At 52.9% G+C, this 14,347-nt stretch carries 12 protein-coding genes; 3 read left to right on the top strand and 9 right to left on the bottom strand.

Features of this window, described 5'->3' with window-relative positions; translation table 11 throughout:
- Window positions 1-14 precede the first annotated feature (14 nt).
- Window positions 15-497: an FxsA family protein gene (locus L0666_RS13590; protein ID WP_235261930.1), complete on the bottom strand. Its 483-nt coding sequence runs from the start codon at window positions 495-497 to the stop codon at window positions 15-17.
- 111 nt (window positions 498-608) lie between these two features.
- On the opposite strand from L0666_RS13590, the gene L0666_RS13585 reads away from it, so the two are divergent.
- Genes L0666_RS13585 through L0666_RS13575 form a run of 3 tightly spaced genes read left to right on the top strand, consistent with a single transcriptional unit; the run spans window position 609 to window position 2,874 of the window.
- Complete coding sequence (locus tag L0666_RS13585) at window positions 609-1,271, top strand: Tim44/TimA family putative adaptor protein (RefSeq protein ID WP_235261929.1); 663 nt, start codon at window positions 609-611, stop codon at window positions 1,269-1,271.
- Window positions 1,268-2,287 (top strand): murein transglycosylase A, encoded by a 1,020-nt coding sequence (gene mltA, locus L0666_RS13580; RefSeq protein ID WP_418887989.1) that lies wholly within the window; start codon window positions 1,268-1,270, stop codon window positions 2,285-2,287. The genes L0666_RS13585 and mltA overlap by 4 nt, the downstream gene beginning before the upstream one ends.
- Window positions 2,284-2,874, top strand: a complete 591-nt coding sequence (locus tag L0666_RS13575; protein WP_235261928.1) for a Smr/MutS family protein — start codon at window positions 2,284-2,286, stop codon at window positions 2,872-2,874. The genes mltA and L0666_RS13575 overlap by 4 nt, the downstream gene beginning before the upstream one ends.
- Here L0666_RS13575 and L0666_RS13570 read toward each other — a convergent pair.
- The 8 genes from L0666_RS13570 to L0666_RS13535 form a co-directional block, all read right to left on the bottom strand.
- Window positions 2,857-4,086, bottom strand: a complete 1,230-nt coding sequence (locus tag L0666_RS13570; protein ID WP_235261927.1) for an MFS transporter — start codon at window positions 4,084-4,086, stop codon at window positions 2,857-2,859. The genes L0666_RS13575 and L0666_RS13570 overlap by 18 nt on opposite strands.
- A 37-nt stretch (window positions 4,087-4,123) precedes the next feature.
- A complete protein-coding gene (gene hslU / locus L0666_RS13565; RefSeq protein ID WP_235261926.1) occupies window positions 4,124-5,428 on the bottom strand; it encodes an ATP-dependent protease ATPase subunit HslU in 1,305 nt (434 codons plus the stop codon).
- The gene (hslV, locus tag L0666_RS13560; protein WP_235261925.1) at window positions 5,425-5,952 is read right to left on the bottom strand and encodes an ATP-dependent protease subunit HslV; all 528 of its coding nucleotides are present in this window, start codon (window positions 5,950-5,952) and stop codon (window positions 5,425-5,427) included. The genes hslU and hslV overlap by 4 nt, the downstream gene beginning before the upstream one ends.
- Before the next feature lie 111 nt (window positions 5,953-6,063).
- Window positions 6,064-6,384, bottom strand: coding sequence for a thioredoxin (trxA, locus tag L0666_RS13555; protein WP_235261924.1), 321 nt, complete (start codon window positions 6,382-6,384; stop codon window positions 6,064-6,066).
- Between the two features lie 62 nt (window positions 6,385-6,446).
- Window positions 6,447-9,821, bottom strand: coding sequence for a double-strand break repair helicase AddA (addA, locus tag L0666_RS13550; protein WP_235261923.1), 3,375 nt, complete (start codon window positions 9,819-9,821; stop codon window positions 6,447-6,449).
- The gene (gene addB, locus L0666_RS13545) at window positions 9,818-12,763 is read right to left on the bottom strand and encodes a double-strand break repair protein AddB (protein WP_235261922.1); all 2,946 of its coding nucleotides are present in this window, start codon (window positions 12,761-12,763) and stop codon (window positions 9,818-9,820) included. The genes addA and addB overlap by 4 nt, the downstream gene beginning before the upstream one ends.
- Complete coding sequence (locus L0666_RS13540; protein ID WP_235261921.1) at window positions 12,756-13,436, bottom strand: nucleotidyltransferase family protein; 681 nt, start codon at window positions 13,434-13,436, stop codon at window positions 12,756-12,758. Before L0666_RS13540 ends, addB begins: the two co-directional genes overlap by 8 nt.
- Window positions 13,433-14,320, bottom strand: coding sequence for an aminoglycoside phosphotransferase family protein (locus L0666_RS13535; RefSeq protein ID WP_235261920.1), 888 nt, complete (start codon window positions 14,318-14,320; stop codon window positions 13,433-13,435). The genes L0666_RS13540 and L0666_RS13535 overlap by 4 nt, the downstream gene beginning before the upstream one ends.
- Window positions 14,321-14,347: the final 27 nt, after the last annotated feature.

The raw sequence follows: 14,347 nt of genomic DNA, 5'->3' as shown, positions 1-14,347 counted from the left end.
GCTGAGACGGGGCCTCAATCTTTAGTCCAGCCAGATGGACCACGCGCCTCGGAATTTTCAGGATCGACCTGTTCGAACTCCCCATCAATGACGTGATCGTCGGTTTGGCTTCTACTCTGGCGCATATCCGGACCCATTTGAAAACTCTGAACATTAACGCGACTGCGCATGTAGCCGTAAACAGCGGTCCGCACAGCGGGAACGAGGAGCGAAAAGCCGATAAAATCGGTGAAAAACCCAGGTGTCAGTAACAGTGCCCCCGAAAACAGGATCATCGCCCCGTGGGCAAGATGTTCAGTCGGGTCCTGCAGGTTGGAAAAGGAACCACGCAAGTTTGTCATCGCTTGGGTACCTTGGGAGCGTACCATGTAAGCCCCAAGTACTGCTGTTGCGACCACAATAAACAGGGTCCAACCCAAACCAATTGCACCGCCAACTTGAATAAACAACGTTATCTCAAGCAGTGGAACGCCAATAAAAAGCAATAGAAGTAGCATGATCTCTCCGAATTTATCGCGGTAAGGTGGACTTGGCCCATCCCCAACCTTACATAAGGCTGGCAGGTGGTGTTTACCACTTGTACGGCCCTTATTCGGAAAGAAACCCACATGAATTCGCCTGTTATTCAGCTTTTGGTTCTCGCAGGTATTGCGATATTCCTCATCTTGCGCTTGCGCAGTGTGTTGGGGACTCGCGAAGGATTTGAAAAACCGCGTGTGCAATCATCCCAAGCACCATCGCGTCGTTCTGCACCGGACCTTGAGGTCATTGATGGTGGCCCAGACCCAGATATCACTGATTATGTTGATGCAGACAGCGAGAGCGCGAGCGCATTGGCTGCCATGAAATCTGCTGATCGTAGTTTCAACGTCCGTGAATTTGTCCGTGGCGCGCGCGGTGCTTATGAGATGATCTTGACTGGGTTTGAAAACGGGGACCTATCCGAAATCAAGCCGTTCCTGTCAGACGACGTCTACGAGGCCTTTGCTGGTGTTATTGAATCCCGTGAGAAAAGCAATCTGAGCGTTGATTTCAATTTCATCGGAATTTCTGAGACCACATTGGTGGACGCTGACTATGACGCGACATCAAAGAACGCAGAAGTCTCCGTTCGATTTGTGAGCGAAAGTACATCCGCCGTTTACGATAATGGTGGGGATTTGATCGAAGGATCACCAACGGACATCAAAAAGCAACGCGATGTCTGGACATTCGGCCGAACAATGGGAACTGGCGACCCGAATTGGTTCCTTGTCGCCACGGGCGAATGAAACTGAAAGCGGCCGTCGTCGGGCTGTCGCTCTTCACCGCGGAGGGTGCGATGGCAAACCCGACCTATCAACTGTTGAATTTCGATGATCTTTCGGGTTGGTCAGATGATGACCATTCTGCTGCGATGGATGTTTTTCTCAGCACTTGTGGCGACATGAAGGATCCAAACTGGGCATCGCTTTGCGCAGTTGCAGGTTCTGGACAAAACCCCAAAGCATTTTTCGAGCGGTTTTTTACGCCGGTGATGATCGATGACGGAAACGACGCGCTGTTTACGGGTTATTTTGAACCAGAGCTAAGAGGGTCACTGAATCGTGGTGGGCCATATCAGTATCCACTTTATCGGCTGCCCCCGGTTCCTGGCCAGATGTCACGACGGGAGATCGAAGAAACCAATGCCTTTGATGGCATGGGCCTTGAAATCGCGTGGATCGATGATCCGGTAGACGTGTTCTTTTTGCAGGTACAGGGTTCTGGCCGTGTGAAACTCGATACCGGTGACGTCATTCGTGTTGGTTATGGCGGCGCAAATGGCCGAGAATATTCTTCCGTAGGGATGGAGCTTGTTGCACGTGGGATTTACCAACCTCACCAGGTTTCCGCAGATGTGATCCGCAATTGGGTTCGCAACAATGGCGAAGAGGGTCGCCAACTTTTGTGGGCAAATGAAAGCTATGTCTTCTTTCGAGAGGTCAATGAAGTTCCACCAGAGCTCGGACCACTAGGCGCTATGAACCGAAGTGTCACGCCAATGCGAACTGTTGCGATTGATCCCAGTTATGTCCCATACGGCGCGCCGGTCTGGATTGAAAAGAGTGGTGATAATCCACTGAACCGTCTGATGGTTGCCCAAGATACGGGTTCCGCAATCAGAGGCGCGCAACGGGCTGATATCTTTTTTGGGACTGGCGATCAGGCAGGCCGTGATGCTGGCCGCATCAAAGATGGCGGACGCATGATCGTTCTTATGCCTATCCAAACCGCAAATGCGCTTTTGCCGGACATTATCGAATGAAAAAAGCCAGAAACGTGTCGGCTGAAGAACGCGCGCTTTGGGAAACTGTCGCGAAACGTACAGAGGCCCTGCAAAAGCCGGTTTCCAAATTGGTGCGCGCTGCACCGATCAAACCTATGCCAGAAATAAGTAACCGAGCGCCGCGCCCGATACCCGCGTTCAAGGTTGGTCAATCCGTAGATCACAAGGGCGACCATGATTTGTTGCCGTCGCTTGGGCAGCAGTTACGTTCCGACCCGGTTCAGATGGACAACAAAGCATATGGACGGATGAAACGGGGTAAGCTTAAGCCTGATGCGCGAATTGACCTGCATGGGATGACCATGGCGCAAGCGCATCCCGCCTTGACTGGATTTATATTGCGGTCCGCAAGCGCGGGGCATCGTTTAGTTTTGGTTATTACGGGTAAAGGGAAAAATCGGGACGATGGCGGTCCGATACCTACGAAATTTGGCGTGCTACGCCATCAGGTCCCTCAGTGGCTCAAGATGGCGCCATTGGCTGGGTTGGTGATGCAGGTTACTGAAAGTCACATCCGCCACGGTGGACAAGGTGCATACTACGTCTACCTAAGACGAAGCCGCTGAACGCCGCGCGACTGATACAGGATAGAGTAATAAAGCAGCCGCTCCGAAGAACGTTGCCGCGTAGCCGAGCATCTGAACTTCAAAGCCGACGCCATTGTCGATGAGCCAACCACTCACGCCCGGGCCGAGTGCAGACCCAAGAACCATCAGTGCCATTGTGGTTGCTTTAATGGATCCAAGGTGGCGTGTCCCAAAGAACTCTGCCCAACAGGCATTCAACAAGGTCGCTTGTCCCCCGCCAGCCGCGCCCATTAGGACAATCGCAACTGCAGTCCAGACCAAGCTGGGCGCGTACCAATGTAAGACAAACGCGAATGCATAGGGGATGAGGTAGAACGGTAGCAATCTAACAGCGCCGATCCGATCAACTGCCCAGCCATAGAACACTGTAGACAGAAAGACGGTAACTGTGCCGAGCGGAAAGATCGCGACCAATGAAAGATGTGTCCAGCCTTTGATTTCAGCAAAATGAACTTGGTGAAACCAAAATGCAGTTCCAAAACCCGAGAATGACATAACGGCTGGGGCCATCGCCCAAAACACAGGGTGACGTAGGGCTTCTGCACGCGTCCAGTGCCGACCGAAAAGCCCTGCTGTTTGTTCCGAGGATGAAATAGCCTGTGGTGTGCGCTCAAGGCGTAGGAGGGCGAACAATACCGGCATCATCGCGACGCAAAACAAAGCACATCCCAGCCAGATGAAACGCCAATCAACAATGGATTTCATCCAGACCATCAAAAGCGGTAGGGTCGCTTCGCCGAGCATGTAACCCATTGCAGCGACAGCCAACGCACGACCGCGCGCCGCGACAAACCAACGTGCCATTGCAACTGTTGCAACTTGGGTCGTCATGCCTTGGCCGAAGAATCTTAAGAAGAATACCAAAACGGGAAGAAGAGCAGCTACAGGGTTGAGAGCCATTAAGGTACATGAAAGCCCCAGCAGCAGAATAACAGTGATCCCCAACTGCCTGACCCGAAACCGATCCGCCAATCCACCCGCGAAAACCATCACAGCTGCTGAGGCGCCGGTACCGATCATGTAGATCAAACCCCAATCGCCATTGCTAAGACCGTATGCCTCTCGAATTTCACCACCGAAGATCGAGATAAAGAAGGTTTGCCCAAAGCTCGAGAGAAACGACAACAACGCCCCCGTCGCAAGGAAGGGAGCGTTCTGTCTGATAAATGCTAGGTATCCGCTTTCGGCCATAAGGCCTTATCCGCCGATCGCGACGAACAAGAAAGCGCTAAAGTACGTAACGACTTATGTCGGTAGACCGTGCAAGTTCACCAAGATGTTCTTCGACGAATGCAGCGTCTACCTCAATCGCTTCTCCGCCTCGATCCGGCGCATTGAATGATAGGTCTTCAAAGACCCGTTCCATAACCGTGTAAAGACGCCGCGCTCCGATGTTTTCTACGCTTTCGTTTACTTCCGCCGCGATCCGCGCAAGGGCAGCGATACCGTCATCGTTAAACGAAACAGTGACTTCTTCAGTCCCCATGAGCGCTGTGTATTGGCGCGTCAGCGCATTGTCGGTTTCCGTAAGGATACGAACAAAATCGTCTTCGGTTAGGGCCCGCAATTCTACGCGGATCGGGAGACGGCCTTGCAATTCCGGCAGGAGGTCGGACGGTTTCGCAATATGAAATGCACCGCTTGCAATAAACAGGATGTGGTCCGTTTTAACGGATCCATGTTTGGTGCTGACCGTGGTGCCTTCGATCAAGGGCAATAGGTCACGCTGAACACCTTCGCGGGATACATCAGCTCCACGAGCGTCAGAGTTACGACAGACCTTGTCAATCTCATCGAGGAAAACGATGCCATTTTGTTCAACAGCCTCAAGCGCCTTTTTGGTGATGGCTTCATCGTCCAAAAGTTTGTCTGCTTCGTCCGCGATCAAAAGGTCGTAGCTGTCTGCGACGGTAACCTTCTTGCGGGTTGTGCGCCCGCCCAAAGCTTTGCCAAACATCGCGCCTAAGTCCATGCCGCCCATACCTTGCGGTTGACCTGGAATTTCAAAACCACCCAACGGGTTGGACGTATCGGCCAGCTCTAGTTCGATGATCGTTGAATCCAGCTCGCCAGTCTTGAGTTTCTTGCGGAACATCTCGCGCGTGCCTTCACGTGCATCGTCGCCAGCGATGGCATCGATGACGCGTGCTTCGGCGGCTTCGCGTGCGCGTTGTTTCACGTCTTCGCGCATATAGTCGCGGGTTTCTACGATCGCCGCTTCGACGAGGTCACGGATGATTTGTTCTACGTCGCGGCCGACATATCCAACTTCTGTAAACTTCGTCGCTTCCACTTTAATAAACGGCGCACGAGCGAGTTTAGCCAAGCGGCGAGAGATCTCGGTTTTGCCAACGCCTGTCGGCCCAATCATCAGAATGTTCTTTGGATAAACCTCATCGCGAAGATCATCGCCCAATTGTTTACGGCGCCACCGATTGCGCAGCGCAACGGCGACAGCGCGCTTTGCGTCGTTCTGACCAATAATGAAACGATCGAGTTCGGAAACGATTTCACGGGGTGTTAGGTCACTCATGCTTTGATGCTTTCTACGGTCAGATTACCATTGGTATAGACACAAATGTCAGATGCGATGGCCATTGAACGGCGGGCAATTTCTTCTGCGCTTAGGTCTTGATCCATCAATGCGCGCCCCGCGGCGAGCGCGAAGTTTCCGCCTGACCCGATCGCTGTAACGTCGAATTCAGGTTCAAGTACGTCGCCCGCACCTGTAATGACAAACAAGTCCCTACCATCTGTCACGATCAACATCGCCTCAAGCTTTTGAAGATATTTGTCGGTTCGCCAATCTTTGGCGAGCTCGACTGAGGCGCGTGCCAATTGACCTGGTGTTGCTTCAAGTTTTTTTTCAAGACGTTCAAGGAGCGTAAACGCATCCGCGGTGGAACCGGCAAAACCGCAAACTACATCACTGCCACCGACTGTGAGACGACGCACCTTTGTTGCAGTGCCCTTCATTACTGTTTGCCCGACAGACACTTGCCCGTCACCCGCGATGACCACTTCGTCATCTTTGCGTACACCGATAATTGTTGTCATGCCGTGTCCTTACGTTGCTTGTGAATTATATGGCGACGCAATTGGCGCGACACAAGGTTCCATGAAAAAAGGGCGCCCCATTGGGACGCCCTCGAAGTCAATAAATCCGGTTTAGATGCTTTCTTCGATCCAACCCTGAAGCGCAGCTTTTGGTGCCGCGCCGGTCTTGTTGGAAACGACTTCGCCGCCTTTGAACAGGAACAATGCCGGAATGCCGCGCACGCCCATTTGAGCAGGAGAATTCGGGTTGTCGTCAACGTTCACTTTGACGATTTTGACTTTACCTTCCATTTCGGCCGACAGCTCTTCGAGCGCTGGGCCAATCTGCTTACAAGGGCCACACCATTCCGCCCAGAAGTCTACGACCACTGGAATGTCGGAATTCCGAACTTCGGCGTCAAAAGTGTCGTCTGTTACTGCTACGGTCGCCATTTGGCTGCTCCTTTAAGGGATTAATTCGTTGAAACGGAAAGTATGAGCGCACCACGTGGTCGTCAAGGCGTGGTCACATCTTTGAGAGCATCATCAAGTTGATTGGTAGACAGTTCGCTTGTTTCGCCCGATTTGGTCCACAAGAGGATGCAACGGATTACGTGATTTGGATACACCAATGACAATGCGTCACGGTAGGCTGCCATTTGACGGATCAGGCCGGCAGGAGTCTCTTTGGGCGTGTTGGGAATTATCCGGTTTGATTTGAAATCGATGGCGACGACTTCGGTGGCGGTTATGATCAATCTATCGATGATGCCAAAGACCCGATCTCCGGAAAGAGAACTGAGATTGGCCGAAATCGGAACCTCTGCGAGGCCTGAATTGAAGATCCAAGACAGCTCGGGTTGCGCAATTAGGTTCAGCGCCTCCTCTATGATCTCGGTTGGGTCGCCAATGAGCCCTATGTCTGGATGGTTTTGAACCAAAGTCTCTGCAATCTCCCGCCGACTTTCACCGCTAACCTCCGGCAAATGCTCAAGTAAAAGGTGACTGATCCTTCCCCAAGCCAGCGCAAGATCAGACGCATCGGTGTGTGTTTCACCAGACATGATCTTGGCGCCACCCAACTCCGAGGGAGATCGAGTGGATTGGCGATCTGGGACAGGCGGAAGAACATCGCCGAAGCCTTTTTCAGGCGCTGGGCCTTGGGGATTAGCTGTTTGTTCGAATAGATCGCCATCGTTCCAGCCGGGGCGAGACAGTCTTTTGATTGTTGCAAAAGGAGCCTCATGGTCAACGGCGTCTAGGTGAGTCATCGCACCACTGATTGTAGAATGCCAAGAGTCGTGGTCTTCGCCAACCTTCCCAGCCGCAGCCACAATCAACCAGTTTTCAGCGCGGGTCATAGCGACATAAAGAAGACGCCGTCGCTCTCGATCTTGCGCCAACAACATGTCTTCTTGCACGTCACGCAGAGGTTGAGGCATGACGTCTGCTTTAGGTTTCCAGAATACGCCACCATCAGACTGAAGCAAATCTCCCCGAAGAGATCGCGCACGACTTCCTGTATCGGGAAGAATGACAATCGGTGCTTCCAGACCTTTGGCGCCATGAACGGTCATTACCCGAATTCGGTCCCCCGCAGAATCCATTTGTCGTTTGATTGTAACGTCTTCGGATTCTAGCCATGTCAAAAACCCTGTCAGGCTTGGTACCGCTGATTGCTCATAACCCAGCGCCTGAGAAAGCAACGCGTCGATGCCGTCTTCAGCTTCGTGTCCAAGACGCGCGAGTAGATTTTGGCGACCTTTGTGACGCACCAACAGGCGATTAATCAGATCATAGGGTCGCAAGAAATCGGCGTTGTTTCGTAAGTCGTACAAAATGGAAAGTGTGTCTTTGTGTTGACCAGATGTACGCAACGCCTCCCATAGGGATTGCCCTTTCGGACGAGGTTGAGCAAGATCGTAGAGCTGTTTTTCCGTCCAACCAAATAGCGGAGATTTCAGTGCAGCGGCCAGTGACAGGCTGTCTTCCTGCAAAGCAACAAATTGTAGAAGGGCAGAAATGTCTTTTACGGCAAGCTCTCCAGCTAATTTCAATCTGTCGGCACCAGCAACCTCCAATTCAGCGGCTTTACACGCGGAAATGATCTGTTCAAAAATCCCGCTGAGGCGACCCTGCACAAGGATTAAAAAATCACCTGGTGTAATTCTCCGTCGGCCCCATTTTCCGTCCTTTTGGGTCGGTAAAGTTTCCTCGGCCAGCATGCGTTTGATCTCAGCGGCGACCCGATGGGCCAGCACGACTTTATGATTGGTGCGCCCTTTTAGATCCAGCGGGTCATCCCATTCGCGTTCTTCTGGTTTATCTGACGGCTCGACGATGGGCCAAACATCAACGCGTCCGGGCATGTCGTTCTTGAACGCGAGATGTTTGATTTCATCACCTAATCCTTCTGACATTTCATCTGTGAAGGTTTGGTCCACCAACCGTAAGATTGCTTCTGACGATCTGAAAGAATAGAGCAGTTCGCTCGTCTTAAGTTGCTTCTTAACCTTTGCAAGCTCTCCGTCGAAGTGATCGCGCATACGGTCAAAGCCTTCTGGGTCCGCGCCTTGGAAGGAATAGATAGATTGCTTTTTGTCACCAACGACAAAGACAGTCCGGAGCCGTTCAGGCTGTGCCCCTTCTCCAGTGGAAAATTCCTGAGTAAGAAGCCGCACAATATCCCACTGATCCGGCGATGTATCTTGAGCTTCATCGACCAGCACGTGGTCCACGCCACCATCCAGGCGGAACAAAACCCATTGCGCTAATGCGGGGTCTTCGAGGAGAGACTTTGCTTTGCTGATCAGGTCATCGAAATCCAATGCGGCACGTTGAGTTTTCTTTTGCTCGTACAGCCGCACAAACGGCTCGGCGAATGTTAGTAACGCTCGTGTTTTTTCAAGCGCGTTGATGCGGCAGATGAAATCATACGCATCGGCGGTGCGGTCCATCCACGCATGAACGTCGTCCGAAAGATGAGCTAAAGCCTCGACTGCTTTTGTATGTTTCGACTGAGGCCAGTTACGCGACTTACTTGTCTTGTCGGCTGCATATAGCAGCAACGAAAACGTCCCTTCTAAAGATGCCATGTCTGGGTTGGCCAGATTTAGCTTCTTTAGATTCGCAGCAAACGTTTGATAGGTTTTTGACGTTGTCGCGCTGGCTTCGATCAGGTCATCAACCAACCCATCTTCGCCGCCGACAAACCCGACATCAACTGCGTCCTGAAGTGTTGTGCCCTTGGGCACGCCAAACTTGATCGCTAAATCATCATCCGACTGCGGTCTAATAAATGCCGACTTACGGCCAGTAATCGCCGCGAGAAAACTGCCGACATCCGCCCCTGTGTAGTGTTCCGCAAACCTCGCGACAGCATCTGCATGAACGCCCATCGCCATTTCATCCAAGACCTCTTCGCGCAATAACTGCGCAGCGCGGTCTTCCATTTCCTTGAACTGCGGACTCACCTCAGCCTCTAACGGGAAGCGTCGCAGAACGCCTGCACAAAACGAATGGATTGTTTGGATCTTCAATCCGCCAGGCGTTTCGATGGCGGCGGCAAAAAGCGTCCGCGCCTGACCGAGATAATCGTCTGAAACCGAGGTCGTCCCGCCCAGATCAATCAGTTGTTGTCGCAACTCTTGATCGGGCATCATTGCCCATTCACCCAGTCTTTTGAAAAGGCGGTTCTGCATCTCGGACGCCGCCGCCTTGGTGTAGGTTAGGCACAACACATTCTCCGGCCGTGTCCCTCCCAGCAACAAACGAGCCACGCGGTCGGTGAGGACGCGCGTCTTGCCTGATCCGGCATTGGCTGAAAGCCAAGTGGACTGGGTAGGGTCTGCTGCTTCGATCTGGCGTAGCGTTGCGTCGTTATGCGTCATGCCAAATCCTCCACAACGGGATCATTTGTTTCATCCCATTCGCCGTACCTTGCGAGGTGGTCGTAGTCGCCTTCAAACGTAAGCGTCTCGTTTGCGCGTCGTGATGTGTAGCCTTTCGAGGGGTCCATCCACTTGGCAATCAGGCTCTCGAAGCGGGTCAAAATCTCTTCGGTAGATGTGTCCTTCAACGGCGCGTCTTGGTCTTTCAAACCACTCCCCAAACCGATGTATACTGCAGCTTTGGTGCGTGTGACGCCGAGCGGTTTGAAGGCACCTTTTTCTACCATGGCGGCTTCTAGCAACAGCTGCTTATCAAATTCTTTTTGCTGTTTCTGAGTAGGGGGATTGCCTGTCTTATAGTCATATATCAATGCTTCCCCGTCATCAGACAAGTCGATCCTATCGGCCGTGCCAGTTAGCGAAAACCCGATCTTCGGAAAGTTCAGTTCGCCCCACATTTCGGTGTCTACATTGGTAGAACTCGCCTGACGTTTTTGTTCCTCAGCCAAGAAATGAGGTACGAAATATGCGACCCTTGCACGCCACATCGAACGGGCAGCGGGCCATGGACAATGCTTCAACAAAACCTCGTCTGCAATCTGCATGAACTGTTCGGTCGCATTGATGTCACTTGGATCAACCGCATCCTTTATGAAACGCTCAAGGATTTCATGGACGATTACGCCCCTTAAAGGAGCGTCGGCAGACTGAGACAATGGGTCAAGCGAATTTAGTTTTAGTATTTTGCGGGCATAGATCGCGTAAGGATCGCGGATTAGCGTCTTGATCTGAGTTACAGACAATTGATTGGGACGTGCAGCGGCAGGCGGTGCAGGGGACGGGCGCGGGGCAGGGTCTATTGTTTGTTCGGGTGCCGCGATGGCCTCTGCGAGCGCAAGAAATGCATCCCCACGAGCGCGCATCCTCTTTAAGCATTCTGGTCCGTCTTTCGCCGTCAAACCGCCCAGCAAATTGGTCAGCCGATTCACCCAGCGACTTGGCACGGTTTCAGCTTCATCGGAACGAATGGCTCGGCTCAGAACCACCTTCTTGGCGCAGACCGCTTGCTGATAATCATGCGCGCTTAACCCGATCCGACGTTCAGGCAGAAGCAAGTTAGCTTGCATACGTAATGGCCGGTTCAGCCAAGGATCGGGGGTTGGCGCCTCGGGCCATGTACCTTCGTTCAACCCAGCTAGAATAACAATGTCCGCTGCCTGTACCCGGGCCTCAAGCGTACCCCATATTAGAACTTGAGGGTGTCCTTTGTCGCGGTCACGTACTTCACCACCTGACAAAACAGAATTGACAAGTTGTCGGTATTCCCGCGGAGTCATCTCTCCGCCAGCATCGGCGTGAGTTCGCAATTCTGACATTACCCGAAGTGCTTCGCGGCCTGCTGGTTTTAGCCAGACTTCCCCAGAGCCCTCTGCGCGCGGTCCCGCAGATAAATTTTCTGCGACCCGCCAGTGCTGGTCGACAATTCTTCCCAATGGCCGTTGGTCCGCCCCATTTAATCCCATAATGGCGTCGCACACCCAGGCAACCCAAGCTGGTCGATCGGGGTGGCGATCAGCCGTGGCAATCGCCCATTGGGTTAGGCTTTCATGTGTTGGGAAGGGTGGGCCATTCCGGCGCAATTCCATTTCAAGGCTGTTGGTATGGAGGTTATGTTGACCGCGATCCGAGCTACCTGAGTTGCTAAGTGGGTGACGCAATAGAACCAATAGACTCTCCGCCGACAAAGGTTCGCAGAAAAGCTCTGCGACATGTCGTAAGAACCGTCCGGAGGCCGTCAATTGAAGCGGCAGACCTGCGCTGTCGTCAGGAACAATATCCCAACGATCGAGAGCAGCGGTAACCTGACGTGTCAGCACTCGATCTGGTGTTATAAGCGCTGCAGTTTCACCATCTTCAACGGCTTGGCGCAGCTGAACCGCAATAGCGTCTGCCTCGGCTCGGGGGGTTGGGGCCTCGATCAATGTCATATCTTGCGTTGCCGCAAGCAGATCACCCAAGGCGGGCCCGTCTTTGATCCATTGATCAGTGACGGGTGCGGGTCTTAACGAAAGAGAAATCAAAGCTGTTCGATCAGCTCTTTCATTCATTGTGCCATGCCAAATCTTTAGGCTGTTCACCGGTATGTCGAGCGCGTCACAGAATGCTTTGAAACGGTATTGGGGGTGATCTTCGCCGCCATCCAGCGGATCAAGTTTGTCCCAAACTGCATCTGGTAGATCCAAGTCCACACCGGGCAAAACAACAGCCCCTTGCGGCAGCTTTGCCACTGACTGCATGAACATTGATGTCGCACCTCGGGACCCCGTGGAGCCCGCTACAATGATTGGATACTGAGGAGGCGAACCTGCCCAGCGTTCGATTTGTGCTTCCACGACACGTCGTTGGCGTCCTTCGACGTCCAGTTGAGTGTCGTTATCAAAATAGCGCTGCACGAGTTGAATGAACGATAGCGCGCGTTGCCAGTGTCCAGACTGGTCGGTGACGTCCAAGCCCGCGATTGCATCTGGGGGCACGCCTTCGCCCTGCATCTCTCCCATCAAGGCGACCAAGCTATCAGCTAGATCAAATGCCGCGGTTTGCGCGGCAAGTGTCGGATCAGCGGCCAACAGCCCTTTGACAAGCTGCGCCACTTCTAGCCGCCTTTTCAACGGCGCAACTGCTGGAGGAATATCGTTTAATCCAACGTCTGAACCGAGATCAGTGACAAGTCGTATCTTTGGCAACAGCAGAGCATCCCCACTATGGAAAAGCTCAATCAGGCGCCGTTGCATACGGCGTGTGTTTACAAAAATCTCAACCTTGGCCACGTCTTCAGGTGCGAGCGCTTCAAATCGTTTACGAAGGCCATCGTGCAATGCGGTGGTAAAATCCACGCCTAAAGGAGCCGCAAAAACACGCGGCCCTTCCGTTGGGCTAAACATCAATTTTTCCTTCTAACATCGCCTCAGCCAACGGGATGCTTTCGGGGCGCCCCACATCACACCAATCACCGTCATAGACAGCACCGAACATGCCACCCCGAGCCAACATCCCACCCCAAAGACTCCACATTGAGAAGGCGTCTTCCTTGATGTCCGCCAGTCGATCTGTGTGGATGATTTGAACGCCGGAATAAACAAAATCAGAACCACGTGACAGTCGGCCTGTCGCACCGATATCGAAATCACCAGACCCTTTATGGCCAACGGCGGCGTGGCGCGGAATCATAAGCAACAAAGCTTCCATTTCTGGTCGCCAAACTTGGGATAGAACACTCACTGGATTTGAACCTCTCCAGCAGGCGTCGGTGTTCATGGTGAAAACCGGATTACTATCCAACAGCGGCATGGCTCGTTTGAGGCCGCCCCCCGTTTCGAGCAATTGATCTGTTTCGTCAGAAACCAGGATGCCGGTGCCAGCCAGGTGGGCTTGAATTTGATCGGGAAAGTAGTGTGTGTTGACGACCCGTCGGAGCTCATCACACCAGACAAGCGCATGATCAAGGAGGGGTCGGCCAGCAACTTTGACCATCGGCTTAGGTTGGGTGTCCGTGAGGGGCGCCATGCGTGTACCGAGGCCAGCAGCAAACAAAAGAACGGCCGTTGGCTTACTCATACGATGTCTCCTTCGGGAATCTTGAACGCCCGCTGCACAAGGGGTGCAAGTCGGGCAAGGCACGGCGCTTCAAGGTCGGTTTTTAGGTGGTCACGCACGCGTGGGATTAGGTCTAGATAGCCGATCTTACCATCGCGGCGCGCTAAACGCTCGAAAATCCCTAAGATCCGCAGGTTTCGCTGCACGGCCATGACGTGAAAAGCCAGAAACATTTCTTCGCCGCCCCCTAACCGTTCCACTAGCGGATCAACCAAATTTGGATCAACGTCACGCCGTGCATCACGCAAGAGCGACGCAAGATCGTAAGTAGGGTGTGTGATAAACGCATCCTGAAAGTCGAGCAGCCCAACGGATCCGTTATCGATTTCGTTTGGTCGCCAGATTAGGTTTTCAGCATGGAAATCGCGTAGAGACAACGTCGCAGGGTTTGGAGAAACAGAAGATAGGAGCGTGGTCAGTTCTGATTTTATGTCCTCAGCAAGGGACGGGGACTTTTCGATTGCGGCCCATTCAAAACCAATGTCGATCATTTCGGCGCCTACAGTGGGTGTCATTTGCTGTAAGCCAGCAAGAGGAGGTGTTCGCCCTAGTTCGATCAAGACATCAACGGCAGCGTCGTAGAGCCGTCGTTCATCGTCTGGATGTTCTTGCAGGTGACGGGCAAAATCGATCTGACCCAAGTCTTCAAGAACCATAAGCCCAAGAGAGCTGTCCCAGTTTAGTATCTTGGGTGCGCAAAGCCCTATGTCGACTAAATGTTTGGAAATCTCGACAAATTGAGCCTGACTTCCACAAACGTCGGGTTGAGCATCCATAAGGATCACGCTGTCACCTGACGGGTTCCTGAGTCTTTCGTAGCGACGCGCAGATGCGTCGCCGGTCATGGCATGCCTTTGCCATTTCGCCCAAGG

This window comes from Octadecabacter algicola, from assembly GCF_021532625.1.
Taxonomy (GTDB): Bacteria; Pseudomonadota; Alphaproteobacteria; order Rhodobacterales; family Rhodobacteraceae; genus Octadecabacter; species Octadecabacter algicola.
The sequence above is the reverse complement of the archived record's forward strand: the minus strand, read 5'-3'. Positions and strand labels throughout refer to the sequence as shown.

Excerpts from the sequence above, each read along its gene's own strand:
- addA (WP_235261923.1), bottom strand. The coding sequence starts at position 9,821 with ATGACGCATAACGACGCAACGCTACGCCAGATCGAAGCAGCAGACCCT.
- trxA (WP_235261924.1), bottom strand. The coding sequence starts at position 6,384 with ATGGCGACCGTAGCAGTAACAGACGACACTTTTGACGCCGAAGTTCGG.
- addB (WP_235261922.1), bottom strand. The coding sequence starts at position 12,763 with ATGTTTAGCCCAACGGAAGGGCCGCGTGTTTTTGCGGCTCCTTTAGGC.
- L0666_RS13575 (WP_235261928.1), top strand. The coding sequence starts at position 2,284 with ATGAAAAAAGCCAGAAACGTGTCGGCTGAAGAACGCGCGCTTTGGGAA.
- L0666_RS13585 (WP_235261929.1), top strand. The coding sequence starts at position 609 with ATGAATTCGCCTGTTATTCAGCTTTTGGTTCTCGCAGGTATTGCGATA.
- L0666_RS13535 (WP_235261920.1), bottom strand. The coding sequence starts at position 14,320 with ATGACCGGCGACGCATCTGCGCGTCGCTACGAAAGACTCAGGAACCCG.
- L0666_RS13540 (WP_235261921.1), bottom strand. The coding sequence starts at position 13,436 with ATGAGTAAGCCAACGGCCGTTCTTTTGTTTGCTGCTGGCCTCGGTACA.
- mltA (WP_418887989.1), top strand. The coding sequence starts at position 1,268 with ATGAAACTGAAAGCGGCCGTCGTCGGGCTGTCGCTCTTCACCGCGGAG.
- hslU (WP_235261926.1), bottom strand. The coding sequence starts at position 5,428 with ATGAGTGACCTAACACCCCGTGAAATCGTTTCCGAACTCGATCGTTTC.
- L0666_RS13590 (WP_235261930.1), bottom strand. The coding sequence starts at position 497 with ATGCTACTTCTATTGCTTTTTATTGGCGTTCCACTGCTTGAGATAACG.
- hslV (WP_235261925.1), bottom strand. The coding sequence starts at position 5,952 with ATGACAACAATTATCGGTGTACGCAAAGATGACGAAGTGGTCATCGCG.
- L0666_RS13570 (WP_235261927.1), bottom strand. The coding sequence starts at position 4,086 with ATGGCCGAAAGCGGATACCTAGCATTTATCAGACAGAACGCTCCCTTC.